Here is a 24,346-nt window from a genome sequence, read left to right on the forward strand (position 1 = left end):
AAAATTTAGATTCTTCAAGTTTGGGCATAAAAAAATCCCGTTCCTTTTCAGAAACGGGATTCAATAAATAATAGCTGGTTAATTACAGACTAGTAACATAAGATTCGAAACCGCTACCAGTAGACACTTTGAAAGTGATGTTTCCGCTTGGCTTAGCGATATCGTAGATTTTATGTAATCCTTGAGGATTGTCGATTCTTTCTGTGTGGATCAAGTGATCACCATCATAGATAGAAACCAATACTTCTTTTGCTTCTAGGTTGCTTACCAACAATCTGTACTTGTTGTCAGACATTTTAGAAACTCTAGAGAATACAGCAGGAGCTTCAGCTACGAAAGTATCGAAAGAGGCAGTTCTTAAAATACCTGATTCGTCCAATACTTCAACTTCGTAAGTTCCTTCTGGAAGAGCATTCAAGTCATATCTCTTAGCAAATGCTTCTTCTTTGTTGATTTTATCTCTCATTACCAATCTGTCTTCAGAATCGGTAATTTTTACGATTACAGTACCTTGTGGTACAGCAGAATAAGATACTGCCACCTTTTTAGCTTCAGTCTGTCTGATGCTGACGATTTTGTCTCTGTCTGTTGCGAATGCTCCTGTTGCGATCCCCGCAGCAAAAAGCAAAGAGAATAATTTTTTCATTTTAATAATTGGTTTAATAGGTTTTAGATTCTTCGTGTAACCGCTGGATGGCTGTTCCATCTAGTGGGGATATTTTGGGGTTACAGGGTCTGTCTAGATCTTGTCCGGACATTGTTTACTCTACAAAGGTAGCTAACGGAATCTATTTTGCAAATGTTTCAACAAAAAATACTTTTCATTGTCGAATTCGTAAGATTTTTAATGATTTGTTAACGATAACATATTTTTCTTTCGCTATCGATTGCGGAAATCGTTTCATTTCGAATTTTAATCATTTCGCAAAATTTAATTAATTATTATTCATTTTGAACAGAATAATGTATGCACATCAAATTATTATTTCCCACGAAAAATGATGAATATTTTGTAAAAAAAAATTTTAAAAAAGTTTTTAAGAGGTTAAAAATCATCCCTTTCTAGAAGATTTTTATGTGAAATTCTACTGATCTGATTCAAATACCAACCCGATACGAAAGCATAATTTTGATTTTAGCCAAAAAAAAGAGCTGACATTTAATATGTCAGCTCTGATATAATCGAAAGAATAATGCTTAATGAATACCTTTACTTGTGGCTCTTGCTACAGTTTCGGAATCAAACTGGCCTTTGAGCTCTACGACCATCAGATCTCCTTCATCCCCTCCTACCATTACTACTAAATCAGAAATGGTATTTCCTCCTTTGGAATAGACTAAGACTCCACCTTTACCTTCAGATGCTTCCATTAGCAATTCATATCTCTCTTTTTCCAGACCCTTTTGCAAAGCTTTAAACTCTAACCTGTTTTCATCGGCATTATCTGGCAAGGTGAAGAAATTCAATTTCTCAACAGATTTTGCGACAGCAGCCATGTCATTCTTATCCATATCAATTTTGAACCCATCTGCGAAATTCATGAAGTTGCCACCCAACTCCAGGTGAAAAAAGTCATCATCTGCCTTATACTTTTCATAAAGCGCCTTTACACTTTTACTTTGTGCCTGCACAGTCATGACCGCTCCGATCAATGCCAATGTTAAAATCAATTTTTTCATTTTATAAGTAGGTTTAGTTTTTATTTATTTCCTTTTGATCCTTTACTGCCCTTGCCATAAGAGTCCATGCCCGGGATATCTGTTTTTTCTGCCAACATGTTTAGATCCTCATAGGTGAAATTGCCTAGCATGGACAAAAGAGTAAAATCTCCATCATCTCCCGATATCATTAAAAGCTCCCTCACTAGTCCACCTTCTTCACGAACCAAAAACTTCAGACTGGATCCTTTATCCTGAACATCCATCAATTCCTCGTATTTATTTTTGGTCAATGTCCCCATCGCCTCTTTATAAAAGGTCTGGCCATTAACTTCATCAGAACTCAGAATCCTGATGCCTTTCACTTTCTGGATCAATTCCCCCAGCTCTTTTGATTCCGCATCCGAACCGGAATTGTTCTTCAAAAATCCACCAGCCATACTCATCATCTTCGGAGATATATAAACCCTTGAGAAGCGATCGTCCTCCATATAATTCGAGAAGAATTTCTGGATAGCATCATCCTGGGCCTGCACCTTTACTACCAATGCCATCAGTAGTAGCGGAAGTATCAATAACTTTTTCATATTCTATTTTTTTATCGTCCCAAACATTTGGTTCGTCGTATTCAAGTATTTCATATCATTCATGACCTGCATTTGCTCCTGCCCTTTTGCAAGATTTGTTTGTATCAAAGCAAAGGCCTGCATCACTTCTTCATAAGCCTGTCTCTCCTCCTGGTTTTTCTCATAGACTCTCCAGCCTACAAAAGAAGCCGTGAAAATGGCCACAGATGCCGCCCAGCTCAACCATTGAGAATTGATTTTTCTGACTTTAGCTTTAGGCATTGTCAGGTTTTCAGGATTTTCCTGACCATAGGATTCCATCAAGCCGAAAAAGCCTTTCTCCTTCTCAAAGTCGGATTGGGATTTTAGCAAAGACTTCAACTCTTGCTCTTCTGCCAGAGAAGTTTCTCCCTCCCAATATTTTTCCAATAAACTCTCTATTCTTTCCTTCATCCTCTTTCCTTTAACGCGATCATTTTTTCTCTAATCTTGGTACGTGCTCTATGCAAATTCACTTTTACCTGTTCTATGCTTACTTCTAAATACTCAGCAATTTCTTCGTAGGTCATTCCTTCTACCTCCCTCAACTGAAAAATCTCCTGCTGTTTCAATGGAAGATCCTTTAGCAAAAGCATCACTTTTCTTACCGATTCTTTTACTTCTTCATTGACTGGCTCAGCTGTTTGAATTTCTTCAATTCCATCTAACCCATCCAGTCTTTTTGAAGCTCGAAAATGCATCAACACTTCATTTTTCAAACTTTTGACTAGCCAGCCCGATAAATTGGGATGATTCGCCAATTCCTCTTCCTTCTGAAAAGATTTTTCGAAAACATTCTGAATCATATCCTCCGCCAACGCTCGGTCTCTGATCCATAGATACACCAATCGGTATAGCTTCGATCTTTTCGGCCAGATATGTGTTTCAAAAAATGACTTCATTTTGTTAGGTGATGCATCAATTATTGAAATGTTACAGTTTGAAGAAAAAAAATTTAGAAATATTCAGAAAATAATGATTTATAAGTCCCTATCATTCCAAAACTCCTCTAAAAAGAAGCAAATGGAACACACAAATAATATTATTTCGAAAGAAATTTAGTATGCATGCAGAGTATTTATTACTTTGCATCTATCAAAAAGTAAAAGAAATGCCGACTGAAACCCCAAAAAAAGACATAAAAAAAGCCCCATCTTACGACGAGGCTGGTGGTGATGAGTGGATTCGAACCACCGACTCACGGATTTTCAGTCCGATGCTCTACCAACTGAGCTACATCACCTTCTTGTAAAGTGATGCAAAGGTAGGTATTTGAATATTTGATGCAAACCATTTGAGAAAAAAAATAAAGACAAAAACTAAAGAAAATAGCTAAACTCATCACTATGAGCTTTTTACCTCAACTAGTATTTCTAATAATTTTCGGCGCTGCTGGCTGGTTTATCAGCAAAAGAGTGAAATTCCTCAGAAGGAACATCCTTTTGGGAAAGAAGACCGAAAGAAATGACCAACCGGAGGCCAGGTGGAAGACCATGCTTTTGGTGGCTTTTGGACAACAGAAGATGTTCAAGCGCTTTATCCCTGCCATCCTCCACTTATTTGTTTATGTTGGATTCATCGTGATCAACCTGGAAGTTTTGGAATTTGTTCTGGATGGTGTCCTCGGTACTCATAGACTTTTTGGGCCTTACTTGGGTAGCATTTACCTGGCCGCGATGAATTTCTTTGAATTTCTTGCTGTAGCAGTCCTGCTTTCCTGTGTAGTTTTTCTTATCCGAAGAAACATTATCAAAGTAGAACGCTTTACGAAGCCTGAAATGAAAGGGTGGCCAGCGATGGATGGAAACCTAATTCTCTTTATCGAAATCATCCTAATGGTCGCAATTCTGACCATGAATTCCACAGATCAACTCTTAGCAGAAAGAGGCGTTGAGCATTATTTGGCTATTGGCACGCTTGCATTCAGCAGCATGATTCAGCCTATCTTCGAAGGAATGTCTGATGGTGCATTAATATTCATTGAACGATTTGCCTGGTGGTTCCATATTATTGGCATTTTGGCATTCGCGATTTATGTCACTTATTCTAAGCATCTCCATATTTTCCTAGCCTTCCCAAATACTTGGTATTCAAACCTGAAGCCTAAAGGAGAAATGGTAAATATGCCTGAAGTGACGAATGAAGTGAATATTATGTTGGGAATCCCTACGGATGCCCCAGCAGATCCACCAGCAGAAATTGCACGCTTTGGTGCCAAAGATATCAATGACCTTTCTTGGGTAAATGTACTCAATGCCTATTCCTGCACGGAATGTGGAAGATGTACATCAGAATGTCCTGCGAATCTTACCGGTAAAAAGCTTTCTCCACGCAAAATCATGATGGACGTTCGTGACCGTGCAGAGGAAGTTGGAAAAAGCATCGATTCAGGTGGAAAAGGACTTGAAGATGGAAAGTCACTTTTGGGAGATTACATCAGCAAAGAAGAAATCAATGCCTGCACCAGTTGTAATGCCTGCGTGGAAGCTTGTCCTGTAAACATCGATCCTCTATCCATTATTCTTCAGATGAGAAGATATGTGGCTATGGAAGAATCAGGCACTCCTGCTCAATGGAATGCAATGTTCCAGAACATGGAAACGAGCTTTTCACCTTGGAAATTCAGCCCTTCTGATCGATTCAACTGGGCTGAAAAGGTAAAGGAAGAAGAAATGAAATAATTTCAGATTTCAGATTTCAGATTTCAGATAAAGGAACTTGAGTAAAGTCTTCAGGTTTCATTTTTAGTGAAAAAATATATTAATAAACATGTCTACATATAAAGTACCAACCATGGCCGAAATGGCCGGCAAAGGAGAAACTCCAGAAGTTCTATTTTGGGTGGGTTGCGCCGGTTCTTTTGATGAGCGATACAAAGCCGTCACGCAGGCTTTTGTGAAAATATTAAATAAAGTCGGAGTCAGTTTTGCAGTTTTGGGACCTGAGGAAGCTTGTACTGGTGATCCAGCCAGAAGAGCTGGAAATGAGTTTTTATTTCAAATGCAAGCAGTGGCAAACATTCAGGTGATGAACGGATATGAGGTTAAAAAAGTAGTTACCGCTTGCCCACACTGCTTCAATACCATCAAAAATGAATACCCTGCTTTGGGGGGAAATTACGAGGTCATTCACCATTCGCAATTCCTCCAGCAACTGATCAATGAAGGAAAAGTGGCTTTGAAAGGAGGCGGCGAATTCAAAGGGAAGAAAATCACTTTCCATGATTCTTGCTACTTGGGAAGAGCAAATGATGTGTACGAAGCCCCTCGAGATGTCATCAAAGCCTTGGACGTGGAGTTGGTGGAAATGAAGCGTTGCAGGACAAAAGGGCTTTGCTGCGGAGCAGGTGGAGCTCAAATGTTTAAAGAACCAGAGCCCGGCAAGAAAGATATCAACGTGGAAAGAACGGAAGAAGCTTTGGCCACTGGAGCTCAGGCAATTGCTGTTGGATGCCCATTTTGCTTGACGATGATCACAGATGGTGTGAAGAACAAAGAGAAAGAAGCTGAAATTAAAGTTTATGATTTGGCTGAGATGATTGCCAAAGACATGGGAATTTGATGGAATAAGATTGAATCAATTTGACCCTTTTTGCCGTTAGGTAGAAAGGGTTTTTCTTTGCCTAATAATAATTGAATTATGTACGTCGATTTTAACCAAATGCCAGACTTTGCCAGAGTTTGGGTTTATCAAGCAGATAGAACGCTTACTGATCAGGAAGCAAGGGAAATAAAAAATCGCCTAACAGCGTTTTGTGAAGGTTGGAATACTCATGGTAACATGATGCCAACCTCATTTAAACTGATCGATAACCAGATTATTCTTTTGGCAGTAGATGAAAGCAGACTTGGCGCAAGTGGATGCTCCATTGACAGCTCTGTCAGAATACTCCGGGAACTTGAATCTAAACTAGGCATCAACCTAACCGATCAGGGAAAAGTGAGCTATAAAAATGAACATAAAATCCAGGTTTCTCCAGCATTAGGCATCAAGTCAAAAGTCCTTTCTGGTGAAATCACCGTAGATACAGAAGTAATCAACCCTTTGATCAAGGAAAAATCAGACCTAAATCAGCTATGGATTCCTGCAAAAACTAGTTGGTTAAACAAATTTTTCCCAAATTGATTAGTAATATTCAGCTTAGAACGATCATCAATAGCCCCGTCAGATGAAAAACCATTTTTTGTGGATCACCCTTATTCTCTTAATTAGCCTGAACGCCTGCAAAAGCCTTCAGGAAAAAGCCAATGACCAATTTCTTTCTGGTCAATACCAATACGCCATTAGTTCCTACTCTCAGATTCTAGAAGATGACCCGGATAATCAAGAGGCAAATTTGGCTGTGGCTGAGAGTTATCGACTTTCCAATAGGATTGAAGAAGCTGGCCCTTATTATGAGAAGCTGGTGGAAGATGATCCTTCCTTTGAAAATCTTTACCGACTTGGGCTAAGTCTAAAAGCACAGCAAAAAGATGAAGAAGCAAAGGAAGCTTTTGAAAAGGCTAAAGGCTATACCCAAAACGAAGATTATTTAGCCGAAACACAAAGACAAATTGAAGCAATTAACCTCGCAGCTGGTATAGAAAACTATTTCCCGAATCATGTACTGGTTAATTACAAGGAACTAAATACCCCAGGAGCAGATTATGCCCCTGTCTCCAGTGAAAACTTCATTTATTTCACTTCCGGAAGAAGAGCTTCAGGCCTTTACCCGGCGGACGGTTCTCCTTATACAAAGTTATTCCGAACCAGAGCTGAAGGACTCAGAGTGGATGTGAGCAATATTCAGACGCTTCCAGAGTTCCAGAATGAGGAAGGTTTAAATCAGGCTGCCATTGCCATCAGCCCAGATGGAAACACCATCATTTACGCAAGAGGAAATTCAACTTCACCAAAAGACCTTCCAGAAACAGCGCTATTTGCTTCTTATTTCCGAGGATCTGGATTTACGCAACCTATTTGGATGCCAGTAAATGAAGATGAAACCTGGTGGAATTCGACTCCAGCGTTTAGCCCTGATGGAGAGGAGCTCTATTTTGCTTCCAATAGACCCGGAGGATACGGCGGTGTAGATTTGTACAAAGCAACAAGATTGGCTAATGGCGATTTTGGTAATGCCGTCAATCTTGGCCCAAATGTCAATACTCCCGGGAACGAATTATTTCCTAGACCAACTGCAGATGGCAAGTTTTTCTTCTCTTCAGATGGCCATCCTGGCTATGGGAAATTGGATCTATTCGTAGCAGAAAAAGATGCTTCAGGAAAACAGGTGATCAAAAATCTGGGTGAGAATTTCAATTCCAGCAATGATGATTTTGCCATTTTCTTCACCGAATATCCGAAGGAAGGGTTTATTTCTTCCAACCGTGAAGGTGGTGAAGGAGATGATGATATTTATTTCTTTGAGGATAAAACACCGAAGCCAAAAATCGTCAATGTACTACTCAATGTTTACACCAAACAACGTGTAGCTGGTGAACCAGATGCTGTGTTGGAGCAGGCTAGAGTTGTTCTTTATGATTCCGAAAACAAACAAGAAGGAGGGGATTTCTCTAATTCTAATGGTCGTGTGAGATTCACACTTGAACCAAATGCGGATTTCACCATCATCGCTTCCAAAACCGGATATTTCTCTAAATCCATCCCTTATACAACTGTAGGTAAAACTCCAAACCCAGAAGATTTAATTCAGGAGGTTACTAACATCACATTGGATACCACCATTGTTTTGGATCAGTTGATTTTAGAAAAATCCATCGTTCTGGAAAACATCTATTACGATTTGGATAAAGCAGATATCCGTCCAGATGCTGCTGTGGAACTGGATAAATTGGTTCAGATCCTTAAAGACAATCCTTCGATTCGAATTGAATTGAGTTCGCATACGGATGACAGATCTTCTGATGAATACAATCAGGATTTATCACAAAGAAGAGCTCAATCCGCAGTGGATTATATCGTTTCGCAAGGAATCAGCGCAGATCGATTAGTCGCCAAAGGTTATGGTGAAAGTCAGTTGATCATCAAGAATGCGCAAACTGAAGAAGAGCATCAGGTGAATAGAAGAACGGAATTCAAAGTGATTGAAATCCGGGAGTAAACCATAAATTCCTAAAAAAGATGGCCTGATTAAAGTAAAAGACTTTTCAGGCCATTTTTTATGCCCTTAACTTTTCCCAAACATTCTCTTGATTTAAGAGGGAATACTTAACTTTGCATCCATGAACGAGCGATACATGCAGCGCGGAGTTTCCGCCTCCAAAGAAGATGTACATCAGGCCATTTCTAAGCTTGATAAAGGACTCTACCCAAAAGCTTTCTGTAAAATTGTCGAAGACACGCTCGGAAATGATCCTGAGTTTTGCAATATCATGCATGCTGACGGCGCTGGGACCAAATCCTCTCTTGCTTATGCTTATTGGAAAGAAACCGGTGATCTTAGTGTTTGGAAGGGAATTGCGCAGGATGCAATCATCATGAATACCGATGATTTGCTTTGCGTCGGAGCGATCAATAACATCCTCGTTTCCTCCACAATCGGCAGAAATAAAAATCTGGTTCCAGGTGAAGTGATTTCAGCGATCATCGAAGGAACGGAAGAAGTGCTTCAGATGCTTCGCGATAATGGCGTGAATGCAGTATTGACCGGAGGAGAAACAGCTGATGTAGGCGATTTGGTTCGTACCATCATCGTAGATAGCACCGTCACCTGTCGTATGCGCAGAGATGAAGTGATTTCCAATGATCAAATTCAAGCTGGGGATGTCATCGTTGGTTTAGCTTCTTTTGGCCAGGCTAAATACGAAACTGCCTATAATGGCGGCATGGGAAGCAATGGACTGACTTCTGCCCGTCATGATGTGTTTAATAAAGTTTTGAAAACCAAATTCCCTGAGACTTTTGACCCTTCTGTACCTGAAGACTTGGTTTACTCTGGGAAATATAATTTGACAGATGCCGCTCCTGGCTCTCCTGTGAATGTTGGGAAATTAGTCCTTTCCCCTACCAGAACTTATGCTCCGATTATGGTGGATGTTCTAAACTACATGAGATCAAGAATCCATGGTTTGGTACATTGCAGCGGAGGAGCGCAGACAAAAGTTCTTCACTTTGTGGATGACGTACATGTCATCAAAGACAATCTATTTGAAACTCCTCCTTTGTTTAAAATCATTCAGGAAGAAAGCGGCACAGACTGGAAAGAGATGTACAAAGTCTTTAACATGGGACACAGAATGGAGGTCTATCTGGATGAGCGCTATGCCGAGGAAATCATCGATATTGCTGAATCTTACGGTGTAGAAGCTCAAATCATTGGAAGAGTAGAGCCTCATGAAGGCAAAAAAGTAACCATCAACAGTCCTTACGGTCTTTTTGAATATTAAGAGTAGATGACCATCAATAAATTGGTACATACAATAGGGAAAATCCTGCTAGGGGTTTTCCTTTTTGTTTTTTTACTTGGCTTGATTACGCTGACCACGGTAGATCGATCTCCGATTGAGGAGCAGGATTTCTATAATCAAACTTTGGATGAGGCAGCAAACTTACAGTTTCAGGGCAGTGAAAGTGACACTTGGCTAGTAGGTTGGGGAAAGGCAAATATGACTCCAGATCAGCCCGTCGAATTGGTTGGATATGCGCCCCGAGGCACTTATGAATTTGTTCAGGATAGCAGCTTTGTGAAAGCAATTGCTTTGGGAAATGGGAAGACAACTATTGCTTGGCTGAATTACGAATTACTGATCGTGCATCCACATTTAGCTTTCGAAGTGAAGCAAGCTATTCAAGAGCAAAACTTACCGATCGATCAAATCCTTTTCACCGCCACACATACCCATGCTGGAATGGGTGGATATATGCCCGGTCCTTTGGGGGAAATGGCTTTTGGTGGATACAATGAGGAAACTGTTCAGTTGATCGTCAATCAATCTGTCAAAGCTTTGGCACAAGCAATTACTTCTCAGGACACTGCAAAAATCAATTATCGGAAAATCGATGCTGCAGAATTTGTAGCAAATCGCTTTATCAAAGAAGATCCAATTGAGCCTTCCATCCGGCAACTGATTTTCACCAAAAACAATGGTGAAACAGCAACATTTTTTACCTATTCCGCACATGCCACGATTTTGAGTTCCAAATTCATGGGGCTCTCGGGTGATTACCCTTTTTATCTGACGAAAGATCTGGAGGAGAATTCTTACGACTTTGCCATGTTTGCAGCTGGGACTGTAGGAAGTCACCGACCTGTAGCCGGCGGAAATTCGATCGAGGAAGTTCAGCAATATGCGCAGAAATTGGATACTGTGATGCGGATTAAAATGACTTACTATGCCACCATCAATAGTCATCAAATTGAAACAGGATTTCTGCCCATTTCACTGAGAGATCCTCATCTCCGGATCTCTGATAATTTGCGACTTCGACCATGGTTGTTTAATTACTTGCTTGGTGAAACGAATGTCCATTTTGACGTCACCAAAATTGGAAATACACTGATGATTGCTTCCAGTGGAGAAATTTCTGGGGTTTTCATGGCAAAATGGGAGACTCACGCAAAGTCTTTGGGACTAAACCTGATCATCACCACCTTTAATGGAGGGTACATGGGCTATATCACGCCTGACGAATATTACGATCGCAAATTCCATGAGGTCCGGGAAATGAATTGGTACGGGCCAGGAAATGGCAAATACTACGATGATTTGATTACCAAAATTATTGATCGGGCTGGCACCCATTAATTGGCTTTTTTGTCCTGTAGAAGGTTAGTTTTGTCCTACCATGTTCTTTCTTTTAAACCTAGCTTTGTGACAAAATAAAAGCTTATGAAGCTCTGGAGCCAAGATTCATATTTAAAAAGCATCATTACCTGCACTTGCCCAAAATGCCATCAAGGCAGCATGTTTCAAAAAATGGACTTGAAAAAACCAGCAAGTCTTTTTGAAATGAAACAAAGATGTGAGTACTGTCAGCAGTCATTCGAACCCGAACCCGGGTATTATTTTGGTGCGATGTTTATCAGCTATGCTTTGAATACCGCTTTGTTTATTGCGGTTTGGCTTGGATTAGAGATTTTTTACCCGGAATATTCCTTAAGCCTTTTGTTAACGCTGATCGTAATTTCTGCCATCTTACTGCTGCCCTTTTTCTTTCGGATCAGTAGATCAGCTTGGATTGCCATTTTCATTCCTTACCAAGCTTCTAAAGAGACCAGGTAAAATACTTCTAAGGTTTTCCGGGGGAATTTTATGAAATTCACGCATGCCTGCGGAAACCTTACCGATTTATCAGATCCCGGATTTTGAAACAGAAAAAATAAACCCATCAGAATTCTACTACTCTGAACTGGAAGTTCATCTCAAAACCCATCTGTTTATTCAGAAACCTCATAAGCACGATTTCTACATCGTCTTATTGATCACGGAAGGCACAGGCACACACACCATTGATTTCAGGAATTACCTGGTAAAACCTGGAACTGCATTTTTCTTATCACCCGGCCAAGTACACTCTTGGGAACTCTCGGAAGACACCAAAGGCCATATCCTGTTCTTCAGTGGATCCTTTTATAGCGCTTTCTTCACTCAAAAGAAATTGATGAGTCTTACTTTTTTCCGCTCCAACATTTCCATTCCTTTTATGGATTTGGCAGCAAATGAAAGAGAGGAATTACTCTTTTACTTTAAACGGATCAATAAAGAATTTCAAAACCCAGGCTGGTCCAGTCATACCCAGCTCGCATCTTATACAGACTTACTGCTCACCAATGCCTTCCGATATTACCTGAATAAAAACAAGGAGGCCATCCAGCCAGTCAAGGAACACGATCTTTTCCAAAAACTCAAAATGCTGATTGAAGTGGGATTTATGGATCATCGGGAAGTGGGATATTATGCCCAGCAGATGAATATCAGTTTGAAACAGGTAAATACGATCGCTAAAAAATCTGTTGGCAAGACCGTTTCCAACCTGATCATGGATCGAGTGATGCTTGAATCCAAACGCTTATTGACTAATTCCAGCTTGACAGTTGCAGAAATTGCTGCCAAGCTAAAGTTCGACGATCCCTCCTATTTCAGCAGGTTGTTTAAAAGTAAAACCTCCTATACCCCAGAGCAATTCCGGAAAGAAATCCATTCTTAATGATGAGACCAGATTTGGGCACGAACCCATCCTTTCATGAGATTTTTCTCCTCCGATTTTACCCATCCATCTTGAAGGAATAATTTCTCATAGTCAGGAATATTTTTCCTCTTATGGGCTGCGAAAACTCTAAAGAAACCTAGCATCACTTCTTGTATTCCTTTTTGCCAGAGACTTTTTGCTTCAAAGAAATCCACAAAATAAAGCCTCCCATTTGTCTTTATAGCTGACCGCAAAAAAGCAATCAAATTCGAGATTTCCTGATCCTCCATGGTATCCAAAACAAAGTGAAGCCAAACCTCATCAAAGAGAACACTTCCATCCGGTTTGAACTCCCCCAAATGAAAACTTAGACTACTTTCTGACAGATTTCCTTTTGCTAACTCCAACATGCTTTGGGACTTTTCCCAATATTGCCCATGCAGTTTTTTGGCGATCTCCCGGTAGTCCATGCCATCCCCTCCTCCGATCAATAATATTTTCTTAACTTCTATTTCTGAGACAAAGCAGTTTTTAGCTTCCTGCAGCTTTCTCCCAAAAACCATTTTGGCCAAGCGATTGTAATAAGGAGCAATAAAACTGTAGTCGTCTTTCATCAGTTTAACCTATAAATGAGTTTCATCCCAAAATTACCTTTTATGAAATCTGTACGATAAAGAACCTAAATCCAATTGTTCTTTACGTTTTTGTGGGATTTCAAATGACCTTAAAACAACAATTAACAGATGAAAAATATCTTTAAATCTCTCTCTGGGCTTCGCCAAATTCTTTCTAATGTAGATCTGGATCAGATCTCGAAGCTATCCCAAAAAGTCGATTTACCCAAAATGGTCAACCTGGTCTCTAAAATGAGCGAGGAAGATCTTTCTAAAATGATGGGAATGCTAAAAGGTGGAAGCAAACCCAAAACGATTCCTCCGGTAAACGGGGATTTTTATGAATTGGGAAAAACCCTGCCTCACCACGAGCGGGAAATCCAATTGCGGGTGCGGGAGTTTATGGAGCGGGAAATCAAACCTATTGCAAATCATTACTGGAACAGGGCCGAATTCCCCATGCAGATCATTCCTAAAATGGCAGAGCTTGACATTGCAGGATTAACCTACCAAGGATATGGCTGCCCAGGACATTCTCCACTTTTGGAGGGTTTTATTGCGATGGAAATGGCAAGAATCGACACTTCTATTTCCACATTTTTCGGAGTGCAAAGTGGCTTGGCCATGGGATCCATTTATCTCTGCGGTTCGGAGGAACAAAAGAAAGAATGGCTTCCTGCGATGCAAAAGCTGGAAAAAATCGGAGCATTTGGATTGACAGAACCGGAAGTAGGCTCTGGCGTCGCAGGCGGTTTGACCACCACCTGCAAAAGAGAGGGAGATACCTGGGTGATTAATGGTCAGAAAAAATGGATTGGAAATGCCACTTTCTCGGATATCACCATCATCTGGGCTCGAGATCTGGATGATCAGCAGGTGAAAGGTTTCATCGTCAGAAAGGATAATCCCGGATTTAAAGCGGAGAAACTTGAGGATAAAATGGCGCTTCGAACCGTGCAGAATGCGCTGATCACGATGACCAATTGTGAAGTTCCTGAGACTGACCGTTTGCAGGAAGCAAATTCCTTTAGAGACACCTCCAAAGTTCTACGGATGACCCGTGCAGGCGTGGCTTGGCAGGCAGTGGGATGCGCGAGAGGAGCGTATGAACTGGCTTTGGCATATACCAACGAGCGAAAGCAGTTTGGAAGACCGATCGCGTCATTCCAGCTCGTTCAGGATTTATTGGTCACCATGCTTGGAGATTTGACAGCTATGCAAACTATGGTATTCCGACTTTCTGAAATGCAGGGGGATGATATTTTAAAAGACGAACATGCCTCGCTCGCCAAAGTATTCTGTACTTTGAGAATGAGATCTATCGTGGACCATGCGCGGGAATTATTCGGAGGAAATGGGATTTTGCTTCAGCATGATATCGCGCGATTTGTGGCGGATGCGGAAGCTGTCTATAGCTATGAAGGTACCAAGGAAATCAATTCACTGATCGTAGGAAGGGCGATTACAGGTCATAGTGCATTTGTCTAATCACCAAAACAACAAAAGCCAAGGGAGGAAAAACGTGGCCTCCATGCGCAGACGAATTTGATTGGAACTTAGGCTTTTATCATAAAAAGTAACAAAGTGAATCAGTCCCATCAGGAGAATCATGCAGGAAAACACCCGGTAAAATGAGGATAAAAAGATGAATCCCATCAGAAATACCAGGATGATCCCGTAAGAAAGTATTCGAATGGTGAGACTGACTTTTTCTTTGGACAGTACGCTGACCAATGAACCGAAGCCGGAGGATTTATCCTTGTCTGCGTCGAGGTAAGAAAGCATCACCAAATTCAGATAGGCAAGTCCAATATAGCCCGCCAGAATAAAGCCTATTTCCCAGGTCCAATCTGAAAATGAAAATCGGATAAAAGGAAGCAAAGAGACTCCTGCCACATAAAAGATGGCAGTATTGATTTCTTTGAGCCAATGAAATGAGGTAGGCAACAGCCGGATCAAAGACATCAGCAGCAGAATGACTGCCCCCAAAATAACTCCTCCTCCCAGTTCCATTCCAAATCCAAAAATCGTAAAGGCTCCATACATCCCTAAGATCACCACGAAGATCAGCATGGTCCAGAGTAAGTTAGCATGCTTTCGATGAAAGCCATGCCGGTCCATCTGAACATCTGTTTCAATTTTTCGGGCATCCAATAAATGGTCTAAAGTATAGATAGCCCAAACAGCCATCCCAAGTACGACATAAATACTCCAGTCCAAGGGAGTTCGCAATAATTTGGAGAAAAACAGCATGCCGCCCATCGCTCCAAACACCACGTCCAAAGAAAGCCAGGTAAACCGTTGAAATAAATCTTCGACCTTATTCACGCTTAAAGATACCCAGCCATTCGGAATTGAGAGATATTGACTATTTTAAAATCGACAAAAAACCTAAATCCATCAATTCGGCCTTTCCAATAGATTCCTTCAGTCTTATAGTCAATTGAATTAAGAATTTGATAAAACCTTTAAAAATCACATACTCATGCGAAGAACCTATTTATTTTTCCTGTTGACCATGATCAGCACCCTTGCTTTTTCTCAATCTCCTATCAAAGTTGCCTGTGTAGGCAATAGCATCACCCAAGGTCCTGGGAGAGATAATCCAGACAGCTGGCCGCTACAGATGCAAGCGATTCTTGGCGATGCATACGAAGTGGGCAATTTCGGTGTCAGCGGAAGAACGCTTTTAAGAAAAGGAGATTATCCCTATTGGAACGAACCACAGTTTCAGCAAGTGAAGGATTTCGGTGCGGATATTCTGGTGATCATGCTGGGAACAAATGATTCCAAACCACAAAACTGGCAATATGCTTCTGAGTTCAGGCAGGATTACCTGGATATGATCGCGGAGTTTAAGAAGACCATGCCTGCCGATGGCAAAGTCTATGTCGTGATGCCGGTGCCTGTGACAAGAGAAAATTTCGGTATTACCCCAGTGGTGATGAACAATGAGCAGCGAATGATGATCATCGATATTGCATTGGACTCAGGCTCCGAACTTATCGACCTATACACCCCATTTATGGGTCACGAAGATTTACTTCCCGATGGCGTCCATCCCAATACCGAAGGTTTAGCTATTATGGCGAAAGTGGTGGCGAGGGCGATACGATTGTAATTTTCCGTCATTGCGAGGGAGGAACGACCGAAGCAATCTCTCCATTGCCAAAAACCCTTCAGATTTCTATTTTCTGAAGGGTTTTGTTTTTCAGTTTTCTACTTTTTTGATACTGGTTGGTACTAGTTGTACCTATGGTTCTTTATGTATCATATCAGAAGTAATCAAGAAAATAATGAGGAATTGTAATTTTGCAGGAGCCTTTGTGGGAGTCTTTATGGTCTTTGCGGTAAAAAAGAAAAACCTCAAAGGTTAGTCAATGTTTAGATCGTGGCGTCGTTGCGACTTTGCGAGAAATAAGATTTATAACCAATTTCAAAGGCTTCGATCCCGATTATTATCGTGGACGCTCAGCCAGACAAATTCCTGCTTTTATCTTTGCGGCTTTGCGGGAGTCTTCTTTGCGGTCTTTGCGGTAAAAAAGAAAAACCTTCGAGGTTCATAAAACCTCAAAGGTTAGTCTATGGTTAGACCGTGGCGTCGTTGCGACTTTGCGAGAAATAAGATTTATAACCAAACCCAAGGCTTCGATCCCGATTAGTATCGTGGACGCTCAGCCTTACATTATCACTCCTCCACGAATCCAATCTGCTTCCATTCACCCTCGATGGGGTCATTTTGCTGTGGAGCGCCTGGAGTACTTCTACCCTCCTTAATGTATTTGCTTAAAAGGGCTTTTAGCGAAGCTACTTGCTCAGGATTTTCTGCTTGAAGGTTGGTAGTCTCGCCAGGATCAGAAGCTAAGTTGTATAATTGAACATCCGGAAGTTCTGCCTCTGCAGGGTCACCCGGTTTCGGAAAACTCCAACCACCAGAACCTTTGGCCATAATCAATTTCCAATCTCCTTGACGGATCGCAAAAGACCCATTAATGGAATGATGCACAGTAGCCTCCCGGAATTTGTCGACTTGATTTTCCGCATCAAACAATCCAAGCAAACTATAACTATCCTCGCCCTCATTATCCTTGAGTGTATACCCCGTGATTTCTGCGCTCGTTGCCATCATATCCGTCAGGCAGATCGTTTGATCTCTGGAAGTTCCAGCTTTAATCTTTGCAGGCCACTTAGCAATAAAAGGAACCCGATGTCCACCTTCGAAAGCATCTGCCTTATGTCCTCTATAAATGTAACTGGAAAAATGACCGGCCGCCTGCATCACATCCAAACCAGCCGCGGGAGATCCTCCATTGTCAGAAGTAAATATGACCAAGGTATTCTCTTCAATTCCGGCTTTTTTGATGGCTTCATTCACCTGACCTACATAGTCATCGATCATCATCATAAAATCCCCAAAAGGAGCTAAACCACTTTTTCCCTGCCATTCGGCTGGAGGTAAAATCGGAGTATGTGGGGAAGGCAAAGCCAAATAAAGGAAGAATGGTTTTTCTTCTTTTACTTTCTCCTCTATGTATTGAATGGATCTTTCAAAAAAATTAGGAGTGACTTTCTCATGGTCAAAATCCGGGGAAGTTGGTCCCTCTCTCCACCAAGAATATTTGCCTGTATTCACCGTTACAGTATCCGGAATAGCAGTAGCCATTCCATTTTCCACATAGACATAAGGCGCCATATCCAGCGAACCCGAATGTCCATAAGCATAATCAAATCCCAGGTCATTTGGGGTATGGGTGACCGGTTTGGAGAAATCTAATTGGTCAAAATCTTTAGCATCCCATCCTTCACCTCGAAGCGTATCTCCATCTACTAGGCCCCAATCCCAACCTAAGTGCCACTTCCCAATAAATGCGGTTTGATACCCGGCATTTTTCATCACATCAGCAATGGTGGTACGTTCGTCCTCGATCAAAGCTGGAGATTTCCCTGTCAAGACCCCTGACTTCAATCTACTTCTCCAATTATACCTTCCTGTCAAAAATCCATATCGAGTGGGCGTACAAACAGCTGAAGGGGTATGTGCATCCGTAAATTTCATTCCTTCTGCAGCCAGCTGATCAATATGCGGAGTAGGTATTTTCCCTTCTGGATTAAATGCTCCGATATCCCCATAACCTAAATCGTCTGCGAGAATCACAATAACATTGGGCAGCTTTTCTTTAACAGGTTCTTTGGTGCTACAAGCAAAGACAAGAAAAAGGAAGAAAATTCCTGCAAACTGAAATAACTTTCTCATGGTTGGGATATTGAGTTTGAGAAAGCAATTTAGGGCAATTGTACCAACAATTAAAACCAATTAAACAATAATCTTCTGTATAGAATTTCGCTGTTTGAAACTTTGATCCTTTTGGAGAGAAACATTCTGGTAAAAATTAAAAATCTTCGAGGTATTAAAAAGCCTAAAAAGCTAGGTCGTTGCGGCTTTGCGCCTTTGCGGGAGATTTCTTCGCGAGCTTTGCGGTTAAAAAAATAGCCATAAAAAAACCACAACTCTTACGAGCTGTGGTTGGGTTGGATCTATTGCAATTAATAATTACCCAAGCGCTTCTGCACCGGCAACGATCTCTAGGATTTCGTTGGTGATAGCCGCCTGACGGGTTCTATTATACATTAATCGAAGTTCTTTCAGCAATTCACCTGCGTTTTCAGTCGCTTTGTCCATCGCTGTCATTCTAGCTCCATGCTCGGATGCATTGCTTTCCAAAACAGCTTTGTAAACCTGGATTTTCAAAGATGTAGGAACCAATTCCTCGATGATATAAGCTCTGGATGGCTCCAAGATGTAATCTACTTCCGCAGTTTTCTCTTCAGTAGTCTCTTCTTTTGCCATTGGCAAGAACTGCTCAGTGCGAACAATTTGAGTTGCTACGTTTTTGAATTCGTTGAAAACCAAATAAACTTGGTCATACTCACCTGCAACAAAAGAGCTCATCGCATATTCTGCAGCTTGACGAACATTTTCAAAATTCAAATCCAAGAATACCTGGTAGAAATCAGGAACGATAGGAAGGCCAGACTTTTTGAAGTATTCAAACGCCTTCTTACCAAGAGGAAGAATAGTGATGTCTTTTCCTGCAAACTGTCCTTTGATGGCAGCATTGGTAGCTTTGATGATATTGGTGTTAAAAGCACCGCAAAGACCTTTGTCAGAAGTGACAGGGATCAAAAGCACTTTTTTAGTCTCACGCTTTTCGGCATAAACAATATCAGCAGCACCTTCTGACGCAGCAGAAACATTATTCAGGATATTGGTCAACTTCTGAGAGTAAGGACGCATCTGGACGATTTTGTCCTGCGCTCTTCTCAACTTAGCGGCAGACACCATTTTCATTGCTTTGGTGATCTGCTGGGTAGAAACTACCGAGTTAATTCTTTCCTTTACTTCCTTAAGGTTAGCCATCAGTGATTGCTTTGTAAGCTATAGAAATTCCGGTAGGCCTTTAAAAGCCCACCGGATTTTGAATATTTAAATTATGCGTATTTAGGAGCCAATTCAGATGCTGCTTTGGCAAGAATTTTACCAGCACCATCGATGTCACCCTTCTTGATCAAGTCAAGAGCTTCTGGGTAAGAAGCGTCAAGAAGCACGTAGAATTCCTTCTCGAATGCTCTTGCTTTTTCTACAGGAACTGAATCCATCAATCCTTTAGTAGAAGCATAGATGATTGCTACCTGATGCGCTACAGATACTGGAGAGTACTGAGGCTGCTTCAAGATCTCCTGGTTTCTTCTACCTCTTTCGATAGTTCTCTTAGTAGTAGCATCCAAATCAGAACCGAACTTAGCAAATGCTTCCAATTCACGGAACTGAGCCTGATCCAATTTCAATGTACCAGAAACCTTCTTCATTGCTTTGATCTGCGCGTTACCACCTACACGGGATACAGAGATACCCACGTTGATCGCTGGACGGATACCAGAGTTAAACAAGTTAGTTTCCAAGAAGATCTGACCGTCAGTAATGGAGATTACGTTGGTAGGGATATATGCAGAAACGTCACCAGCCTGAGTTTCGATAATTGGAAGTGCAGTCAAAGAACCACCGCCTTTTACCAAATGCTTGATAGAATCTGGCAAATCGTTCATCTGAGAAGCGATTTTATCAGACTTATTGATTTTCGCAGCTCTTTCCAACAATCTTGAGTGAAGGTAGAAAACGTCACCTGGATAAGCTTCACGTCCTGGAGGTCTTCTCAAAAGAAGAGATACTTCACGATACGCAACAGCTTGCTTAGACAAATCATCATAAACTACCAAAGCAGGACGTCCTGTATCACGGAAGAATTCTCCGATTGCAGCACCTGTAAATGGAGCAAAGAATTGCATTGGAGCTGGATCCGAAGCAGGAGCAGCAACAACAACTGTATATGGAAGTGCACCACCTTTTTCAAGTGCTGCCACTACGTTTGCAACAGTAGAAGCTTTTTGTCCGATCGCTACATAGATACAGAAAACAGCTTCACCTCTGTCATAAAATTCTTTTTGGTTCAAGATAGCATCGATAACTACCGCAGTCTTACCAGTCTGACGGTCACCGATTACTAATTCTCTTTGTCCTCTACCGATTGGAATCATAGCATCGATAGATTTGATACCAGTCTGAAGAGGCTCAGTTACCGGCTGTCTGTAGATTACACCTGGTGCTTTACGCTCCAAAGGCATTTCATACAAATCACCAGCGATAGGACCTTTACCGTCGATAGGATTACCAAGAGTATCTACTACACGACCAAGCATTCCTTCACCCACTTGGATAGAAGCAATTCTTTTGGTTCTTTTTACAGTGTCACCTTCTTTGATCTCCTTGGAATCACCAAAAAGTACGGCACCTACATTGTCCTCTTCAAGGTTAAGCACCATTGCTTTCAGACCATTGTCGAACTCGATCAATTCACCAGCCTGAGCCTTAGAAAGTCCATAGATACGTGCTACACCATCCCCCACTTGAAGGACTGTACCCACTTCTTCAAGTTCCGCTTGAGTTCTAACACCTGAAAGCTGCTCTCTCAAGATCGCTGAAACTTCATCTGGTCTTACTTCTGCCATGATATGATAAGATTATGATTATTGCTTTTTTATTTAATACTTTTTCTCGTAATGATTTTGGGAAAACTGAGATTTCAAAATTCTCAATTTACTACTCAAAGACTCATCTAACTGACGATCATTCACTCGTAGAACAAATCCACCAATCAAGTCTGGATTAATCTTCTCCACGATCTGAACTTCAGTTAATCCGGAGATTTCTTTTACTGCTTCCACAAACACTGCTCTTTGCTCAGCAGTGATAGGAGTAGTGGTCGTCAATTCAGCCACCTGAATGGACTTATGTAGATTGTATTGAGCTTCAAACTCCTTCGCTACATCTACCAAGATTGCCTCTCTATTTTTTCTTGAAATAATTTCAAAAAAAGTTCGAGTCATCTCCTGGGTAGAACTTGCTGGAAATAGCGCGTTCAATACATTCAGTTTTTTTTCTGAATTAATAATCGGATTTTTCAACAAAAGCACAAGATCATAATTGCTCTTGGCCATTGCTGATAATTTATCGAAATCCGCATGAACCTCCTCTAGCTTTCCCTTTTCGAGGGAAAGTTCCATGATAGATTTGGCATATCGGGATGCTACTCTATGGTTTGACATGGAGGTTGATTAGTTTAACTTAAGGTCTTTCACGAATTCATCCACAAGCTCTTTTTGAGCATTGTCGTCAGATAGATTCTTTCTCAATAATTTCTCTGTCACTTCAAGTGTCAAAGTAGCCACCTGAGTTTTAACATCTGCCAAAGCAGCTTTCTTTTCAGTTTCGATTACTGCTTTTGCATTTTCGATCATCTGAGCTCCGGTTTTCACCGCTTCAGCTTTCGCTTCTTCGATCATTTTAGCAGAAGCATCATGTGCTTTTTTCAGAATCGTATCTCTTTCCAATCTAGCTTCAGCAAGAAGTTTCTCATTCTCAGCTTTCAAGTTTGCCATTTCATTTCTAGCTGTTTCAGCAGCTTTCAATGCATTCTCAATGCTGGTTTCTCTCTCATCTAATGCTGCAAGCATTGGCTTCCAGGCAAATTTGATCAAGATGAAAAGAAGGCCTAAAAAGCCAAATAATTGCCAGAAAATAAGACCGGAACCTGGTGTGATTAAATCCATGGTGGTATAATTTATTTCAGATTGTTCAATAATAGAAAGAAAAGGGAAAGGCCTAACGCCAATCCCTCTTCAGATTTTGATTAGCTGATGCCCGCGATGTTAAGAGCAATCAACAAACAGATTACCGCTGCGAACAGGGAAACCACCTCGATCAAAGCCGCGATGATCAACATAGCGCCTTGGATCTTACCAGCAGCTTCTGGCTGACGAGCAATAGATTCCATTGCCTGACCACCAATACGACCGATACCTAGGCCTGCGCCAATCGCAACAATACCTGCACCGATACCAGCTCCCATTAGAGCGTAACCAGCAGTCAATAAGATAGAAGTTAACATAAGAGTTAGATTTATAAATTGAACAAAGAAATTCCTAATTAATGATGATCGTCATGCGCGTGCTCAGCTACCGCACCACCGATGTACATCGCTGAGAACAGCGTAAATACATAAGCCTGGATAGTTGCCACTAACAATTCGATGATATTGATAAATGTCACCATCAGCGTACTTGCGATACCGATGGAGTAAGATTCAAAGATAAATGCCAAAGCTATAAAGCCTAGGATTACAATGTGTCCTGCTGTGATGGCTACAAACAATCGGACCATCAAGGCAAAAGGCTTAGTGAAAAGACCGATAATTTCTACAGGCACAATAATCAACAACATAGGGATCGGCACACCTGGAGTAGCGAATACGTGCTTCCAGTAATCCTTATTCCCATTGACATTGGTAATGATAAAAGTTAAAACTGCCAATACCATCGTCACTGCGATATTCCCTGTCATGTTTGCTGCTCCAGGCAATAGTCCCAAAAGGTTTCCAAACCAGATGAATAGGAATAAAGTGATTAGGTAAGGGACAAATTTCTTGTATTTAGGGCCGATTGCATTTTTAGCGATTTCGTCTCTGACGAAAATCACAATTGGCTCGATCAAGGCTGCAGCTCCTTTAGGTGCCACCGCTCCATTTTTCTTGTAATGATTGGCAGCAGAAAGTGCCAGTGAAGCCATTACAATCATGACGATAAACATCATCACCACATTTTTGGTGATAGACAAGTCAATAAAACTTGCTCCATCCACTCTTCCCATGTGATCGTGCTCATCGATGAAATACCCTTCGTGGGCAAACTCTTCACCAAAAGCATGAGTTTCATGATTCTGGAAGTCAGAAGAGCTAAAAAACTCCAGACCTCTGTCTCCTGAATAAACAATTACAGGTAAAGGCAATGTCACATGAGAATGACCAAAAGTAGCAAAATGCCACTCGTGAGAATCCTTCACGTGATGCATGATAAAGCTTGTCTTGTCTTCTTCAGAACCTTCAGCATATGTCTTGCTGGAGAACGTCAGCATGAATGCAGACAATAATAGACTTAGAACCAATAGTTTACGCGTCATCAACTCTTCTTTTTGAGGGGCTACTTCGAAATCGGGCGCAAATTAGCTAGAAAGGCGTAGATATCAAAAACTAAGTAGAATAAAAAAATGATAAAGAAATCTGCGATAAACAGAATAATATTCTCCATTCCCGGCCAAACCTCTATCCCAATGAACACCAAAGAGGCTATAAATCTAAGAATCATTGCCAGAACCATGATGTTGAAGAAATTTTCAGCAAAGGATTTCAGCAAAAATCCATTGAGTAAACTGATTAAAAAAGATACTATTAACATGAAAAAATAAATTTCCCAGATTTTAGGATGAATTACCTGAGGCAAAACAAAACTCAAAATTCCGATTACTATTGCCAGTATTGCTGACAGGATAAAAAACCGGACATGGATGTTTTTTAAAAGAGACATGTTTACTTTTTTTTTTGCAAAACTACCTCTTTTCCGAAAAATGTTTCAACGATCCCGCTTCATGGTTTGCCAAAGTTGATAGAACGCAATCCCAATTGACAAAAAGCAAAATAACAACAGCCAAACTGGAAACTTCATTTCACTTCGCTGCTGAATCCACCAACCTAGGTAAGTTCCTCCTCCAATTACCCCAAAAAGCTGAAAAGACAATCCAATGTATTTTATATAAACTGGTGGTCCGCTGTTCTTTGGTTTATTCTGAGAAGAATTTGAATTGTCCATTAGATAGAAAGGTATTTGATGATTTGATTGATTTTTTTCCTCCCAAAAAGGGATAAACGAGCAAAAAGAATATTTGATTGCCCA

At 41.0% G+C, this 24,346-nt stretch carries 26 protein-coding genes and 1 tRNA gene; 10 read left to right on the top strand and 17 right to left on the bottom strand.

Annotated elements, in window-relative coordinates:
• Positions 1-82: 82 nt before the first annotated feature.
• The 6 genes from FHS59_RS08595 to FHS59_RS08620 all read right to left on the bottom strand — a co-directional run bounded on the left by FHS59_RS08595 (position 83) and on the right by FHS59_RS08620 (position 3,507).
• Positions 83-646, bottom strand: a complete 564-nt coding sequence (locus FHS59_RS08595) for a hypothetical protein (protein ID WP_184494740.1) — start codon at positions 644-646, stop codon at positions 83-85.
• A 551-nt stretch (positions 647-1,197) separates the two neighbouring features.
• Entirely contained in the window at positions 1,198-1,680 is a 483-nt protein-coding gene (locus FHS59_RS08600) for a DUF4252 domain-containing protein (RefSeq protein ID WP_184494741.1), read from the bottom strand.
• Between the two features lie 20 nt (positions 1,681-1,700).
• Positions 1,701-2,246 (bottom strand): DUF4252 domain-containing protein, encoded by a 546-nt coding sequence (locus FHS59_RS08605; RefSeq protein ID WP_184494742.1) that lies wholly within the window; start codon positions 2,244-2,246, stop codon positions 1,701-1,703.
• A gap of 3 nt (positions 2,247-2,249) precedes the next feature.
• Entirely contained in the window at positions 2,250-2,678 is a 429-nt protein-coding gene (locus FHS59_RS08610) for a hypothetical protein (protein ID WP_184494743.1), read from the bottom strand.
• Complete coding sequence (locus tag FHS59_RS08615; RefSeq protein ID WP_184494744.1) at positions 2,675-3,166, bottom strand: RNA polymerase sigma factor; 492 nt, start codon at positions 3,164-3,166, stop codon at positions 2,675-2,677. The genes FHS59_RS08610 and FHS59_RS08615 overlap by 4 nt, the downstream gene beginning before the upstream one ends.
• 265 nt (positions 3,167-3,431) lie before the next feature.
• A tRNA-Phe gene (locus FHS59_RS08620) sits at positions 3,432-3,507 on the bottom strand.
• Positions 3,508-3,610: 103 nt separating this feature from the next.
• Here FHS59_RS08620 and FHS59_RS08625 point away from each other — a divergent pair.
• From FHS59_RS08625 to FHS59_RS08660, 8 genes are all read left to right on the top strand, one after another.
• A complete protein-coding gene (locus FHS59_RS08625; RefSeq protein ID WP_184494745.1) occupies positions 3,611-4,945 on the top strand; it encodes a 4Fe-4S dicluster domain-containing protein in 1,335 nt (444 codons plus the stop codon).
• Positions 4,946-5,033: 88 nt separating this feature from the next.
• Positions 5,034-5,825, top strand: a complete 792-nt coding sequence (locus tag FHS59_RS08630; protein WP_184494746.1) for a (Fe-S)-binding protein — start codon at positions 5,034-5,036, stop codon at positions 5,823-5,825.
• 78 nt (positions 5,826-5,903) lie between these two features.
• The gene (locus FHS59_RS08635; protein ID WP_184494747.1) at positions 5,904-6,389 is read left to right on the top strand and encodes a hypothetical protein; all 486 of its coding nucleotides are present in this window, start codon (positions 5,904-5,906) and stop codon (positions 6,387-6,389) included.
• Positions 6,390-6,432: 43 nt separating this feature from the next.
• Positions 6,433-8,364: an OmpA family protein gene (locus tag FHS59_RS08640; protein WP_184494748.1), complete on the top strand. Its 1,932-nt coding sequence runs from the start codon at positions 6,433-6,435 to the stop codon at positions 8,362-8,364.
• Between the two features lie 121 nt (positions 8,365-8,485).
• Positions 8,486-9,649 (top strand): AIR synthase related protein, encoded by a 1,164-nt coding sequence (locus tag FHS59_RS08645; RefSeq protein ID WP_184494749.1) that lies wholly within the window; start codon positions 8,486-8,488, stop codon positions 9,647-9,649.
• A gap of 6 nt (positions 9,650-9,655) precedes the next feature.
• On the top strand, positions 9,656-11,008 hold the full coding sequence (locus FHS59_RS08650) for a neutral/alkaline non-lysosomal ceramidase N-terminal domain-containing protein (protein ID WP_184494750.1): 1,353 nt from the start codon (positions 9,656-9,658) through the stop codon (positions 11,006-11,008).
• A 159-nt stretch (positions 11,009-11,167) separates the two neighbouring features.
• Positions 11,168-11,485 (top strand): DUF983 domain-containing protein, encoded by a 318-nt coding sequence (locus tag FHS59_RS08655; RefSeq protein WP_246388376.1) that lies wholly within the window; start codon positions 11,168-11,170, stop codon positions 11,483-11,485.
• Between the two features lie 43 nt (positions 11,486-11,528).
• Positions 11,529-12,410 carry an AraC family transcriptional regulator gene (locus FHS59_RS08660; protein ID WP_184494751.1) on the top strand — a complete coding sequence of 294 codons (882 nt, stop codon included), beginning with the start codon at positions 11,529-11,531 and terminating at the stop codon, positions 12,408-12,410.
• Here the strand turns inward: FHS59_RS08660 and FHS59_RS08665 are convergent.
• Positions 12,407-13,006 (bottom strand): class I SAM-dependent methyltransferase, encoded by a 600-nt coding sequence (locus FHS59_RS08665; RefSeq protein WP_184494752.1) that lies wholly within the window; start codon positions 13,004-13,006, stop codon positions 12,407-12,409. The two genes, FHS59_RS08660 and FHS59_RS08665, sit on opposite strands and share 4 nt — an antisense overlap.
• Before the next feature lie 129 nt (positions 13,007-13,135).
• Here FHS59_RS08665 and FHS59_RS08670 point away from each other — a divergent pair, with 129 nt between their 5' ends.
• Entirely contained in the window at positions 13,136-14,494 is a 1,359-nt protein-coding gene (locus tag FHS59_RS08670; protein WP_184494753.1) for an acyl-CoA dehydrogenase family protein, read from the top strand.
• Here FHS59_RS08670 and FHS59_RS08675 read toward each other — a convergent pair whose 3' ends face one another.
• Positions 14,495-15,334 carry a UbiA prenyltransferase family protein gene (locus FHS59_RS08675; protein ID WP_184494754.1) on the bottom strand — a complete coding sequence of 280 codons (840 nt, stop codon included), beginning with the start codon at positions 15,332-15,334 and terminating at the stop codon, positions 14,495-14,497.
• A gap of 157 nt (positions 15,335-15,491) precedes the next feature.
• On the opposite strand from FHS59_RS08675, the gene FHS59_RS08680 reads away from it, so the two are divergent.
• Positions 15,492-16,127 (top strand): GDSL-type esterase/lipase family protein, encoded by a 636-nt coding sequence (locus FHS59_RS08680; RefSeq protein ID WP_184494755.1) that lies wholly within the window; start codon positions 15,492-15,494, stop codon positions 16,125-16,127.
• Between the two features lie 567 nt (positions 16,128-16,694).
• Here FHS59_RS08680 and FHS59_RS08685 read toward each other — a convergent pair.
• The 9 genes from FHS59_RS08685 to FHS59_RS08725 all read right to left on the bottom strand — a co-directional run bounded on the left by FHS59_RS08685 (position 16,695) and on the right by FHS59_RS08725 (position 24,262).
• On the bottom strand, positions 16,695-18,260 hold the full coding sequence (locus FHS59_RS08685) for a sulfatase family protein (protein WP_184494756.1): 1,566 nt from the start codon (positions 18,258-18,260) through the stop codon (positions 16,695-16,697).
• 297 nt (positions 18,261-18,557) lie between these two features.
• Positions 18,558-19,424: an ATP synthase F1 subunit gamma gene (atpG, locus tag FHS59_RS08690; RefSeq protein ID WP_184494757.1), complete on the bottom strand. Its 867-nt coding sequence runs from the start codon at positions 19,422-19,424 to the stop codon at positions 18,558-18,560.
• Positions 19,425-19,495: 71 nt separating this feature from the next.
• Positions 19,496-21,070, bottom strand: a complete 1,575-nt coding sequence (gene atpA, locus FHS59_RS08695; protein WP_184494758.1) for a F0F1 ATP synthase subunit alpha — start codon at positions 21,068-21,070, stop codon at positions 19,496-19,498.
• Positions 21,071-21,103: 33 nt separating this feature from the next.
• Entirely contained in the window at positions 21,104-21,667 is a 564-nt protein-coding gene (gene atpH, locus FHS59_RS08700; RefSeq protein ID WP_184494759.1) for an ATP synthase F1 subunit delta, read from the bottom strand.
• A gap of 9 nt (positions 21,668-21,676) precedes the next feature.
• On the bottom strand, positions 21,677-22,171 hold the full coding sequence (locus FHS59_RS08705) for a F0F1 ATP synthase subunit B (RefSeq protein WP_184494760.1): 495 nt from the start codon (positions 22,169-22,171) through the stop codon (positions 21,677-21,679).
• An 80-nt stretch (positions 22,172-22,251) separates the two neighbouring features.
• Positions 22,252-22,509: an ATP synthase F0 subunit C gene (atpE, locus tag FHS59_RS08710; protein ID WP_008203281.1), complete on the bottom strand. Its 258-nt coding sequence runs from the start codon at positions 22,507-22,509 to the stop codon at positions 22,252-22,254.
• Positions 22,510-22,547: 38 nt separating this feature from the next.
• Positions 22,548-23,576: a F0F1 ATP synthase subunit A gene (atpB, locus tag FHS59_RS08715; protein WP_184494761.1), complete on the bottom strand. Its 1,029-nt coding sequence runs from the start codon at positions 23,574-23,576 to the stop codon at positions 22,548-22,550.
• 20 nt (positions 23,577-23,596) lie between these two features.
• Positions 23,597-23,980, bottom strand: coding sequence for a hypothetical protein (locus tag FHS59_RS08720; protein ID WP_184494762.1), 384 nt, complete (start codon positions 23,978-23,980; stop codon positions 23,597-23,599).
• Between the two features lie 45 nt (positions 23,981-24,025).
• On the bottom strand, positions 24,026-24,262 hold the full coding sequence (locus tag FHS59_RS08725) for an AtpZ/AtpI family protein (RefSeq protein WP_184494763.1): 237 nt from the start codon (positions 24,260-24,262) through the stop codon (positions 24,026-24,028).
• Positions 24,263-24,346: the final 84 nt, after the last annotated feature.

This window comes from Algoriphagus iocasae (genome assembly GCF_014206875.1).
Taxonomy (GTDB): Bacteria; Bacteroidota; Bacteroidia; order Cytophagales; family Cyclobacteriaceae; genus Algoriphagus; species Algoriphagus iocasae.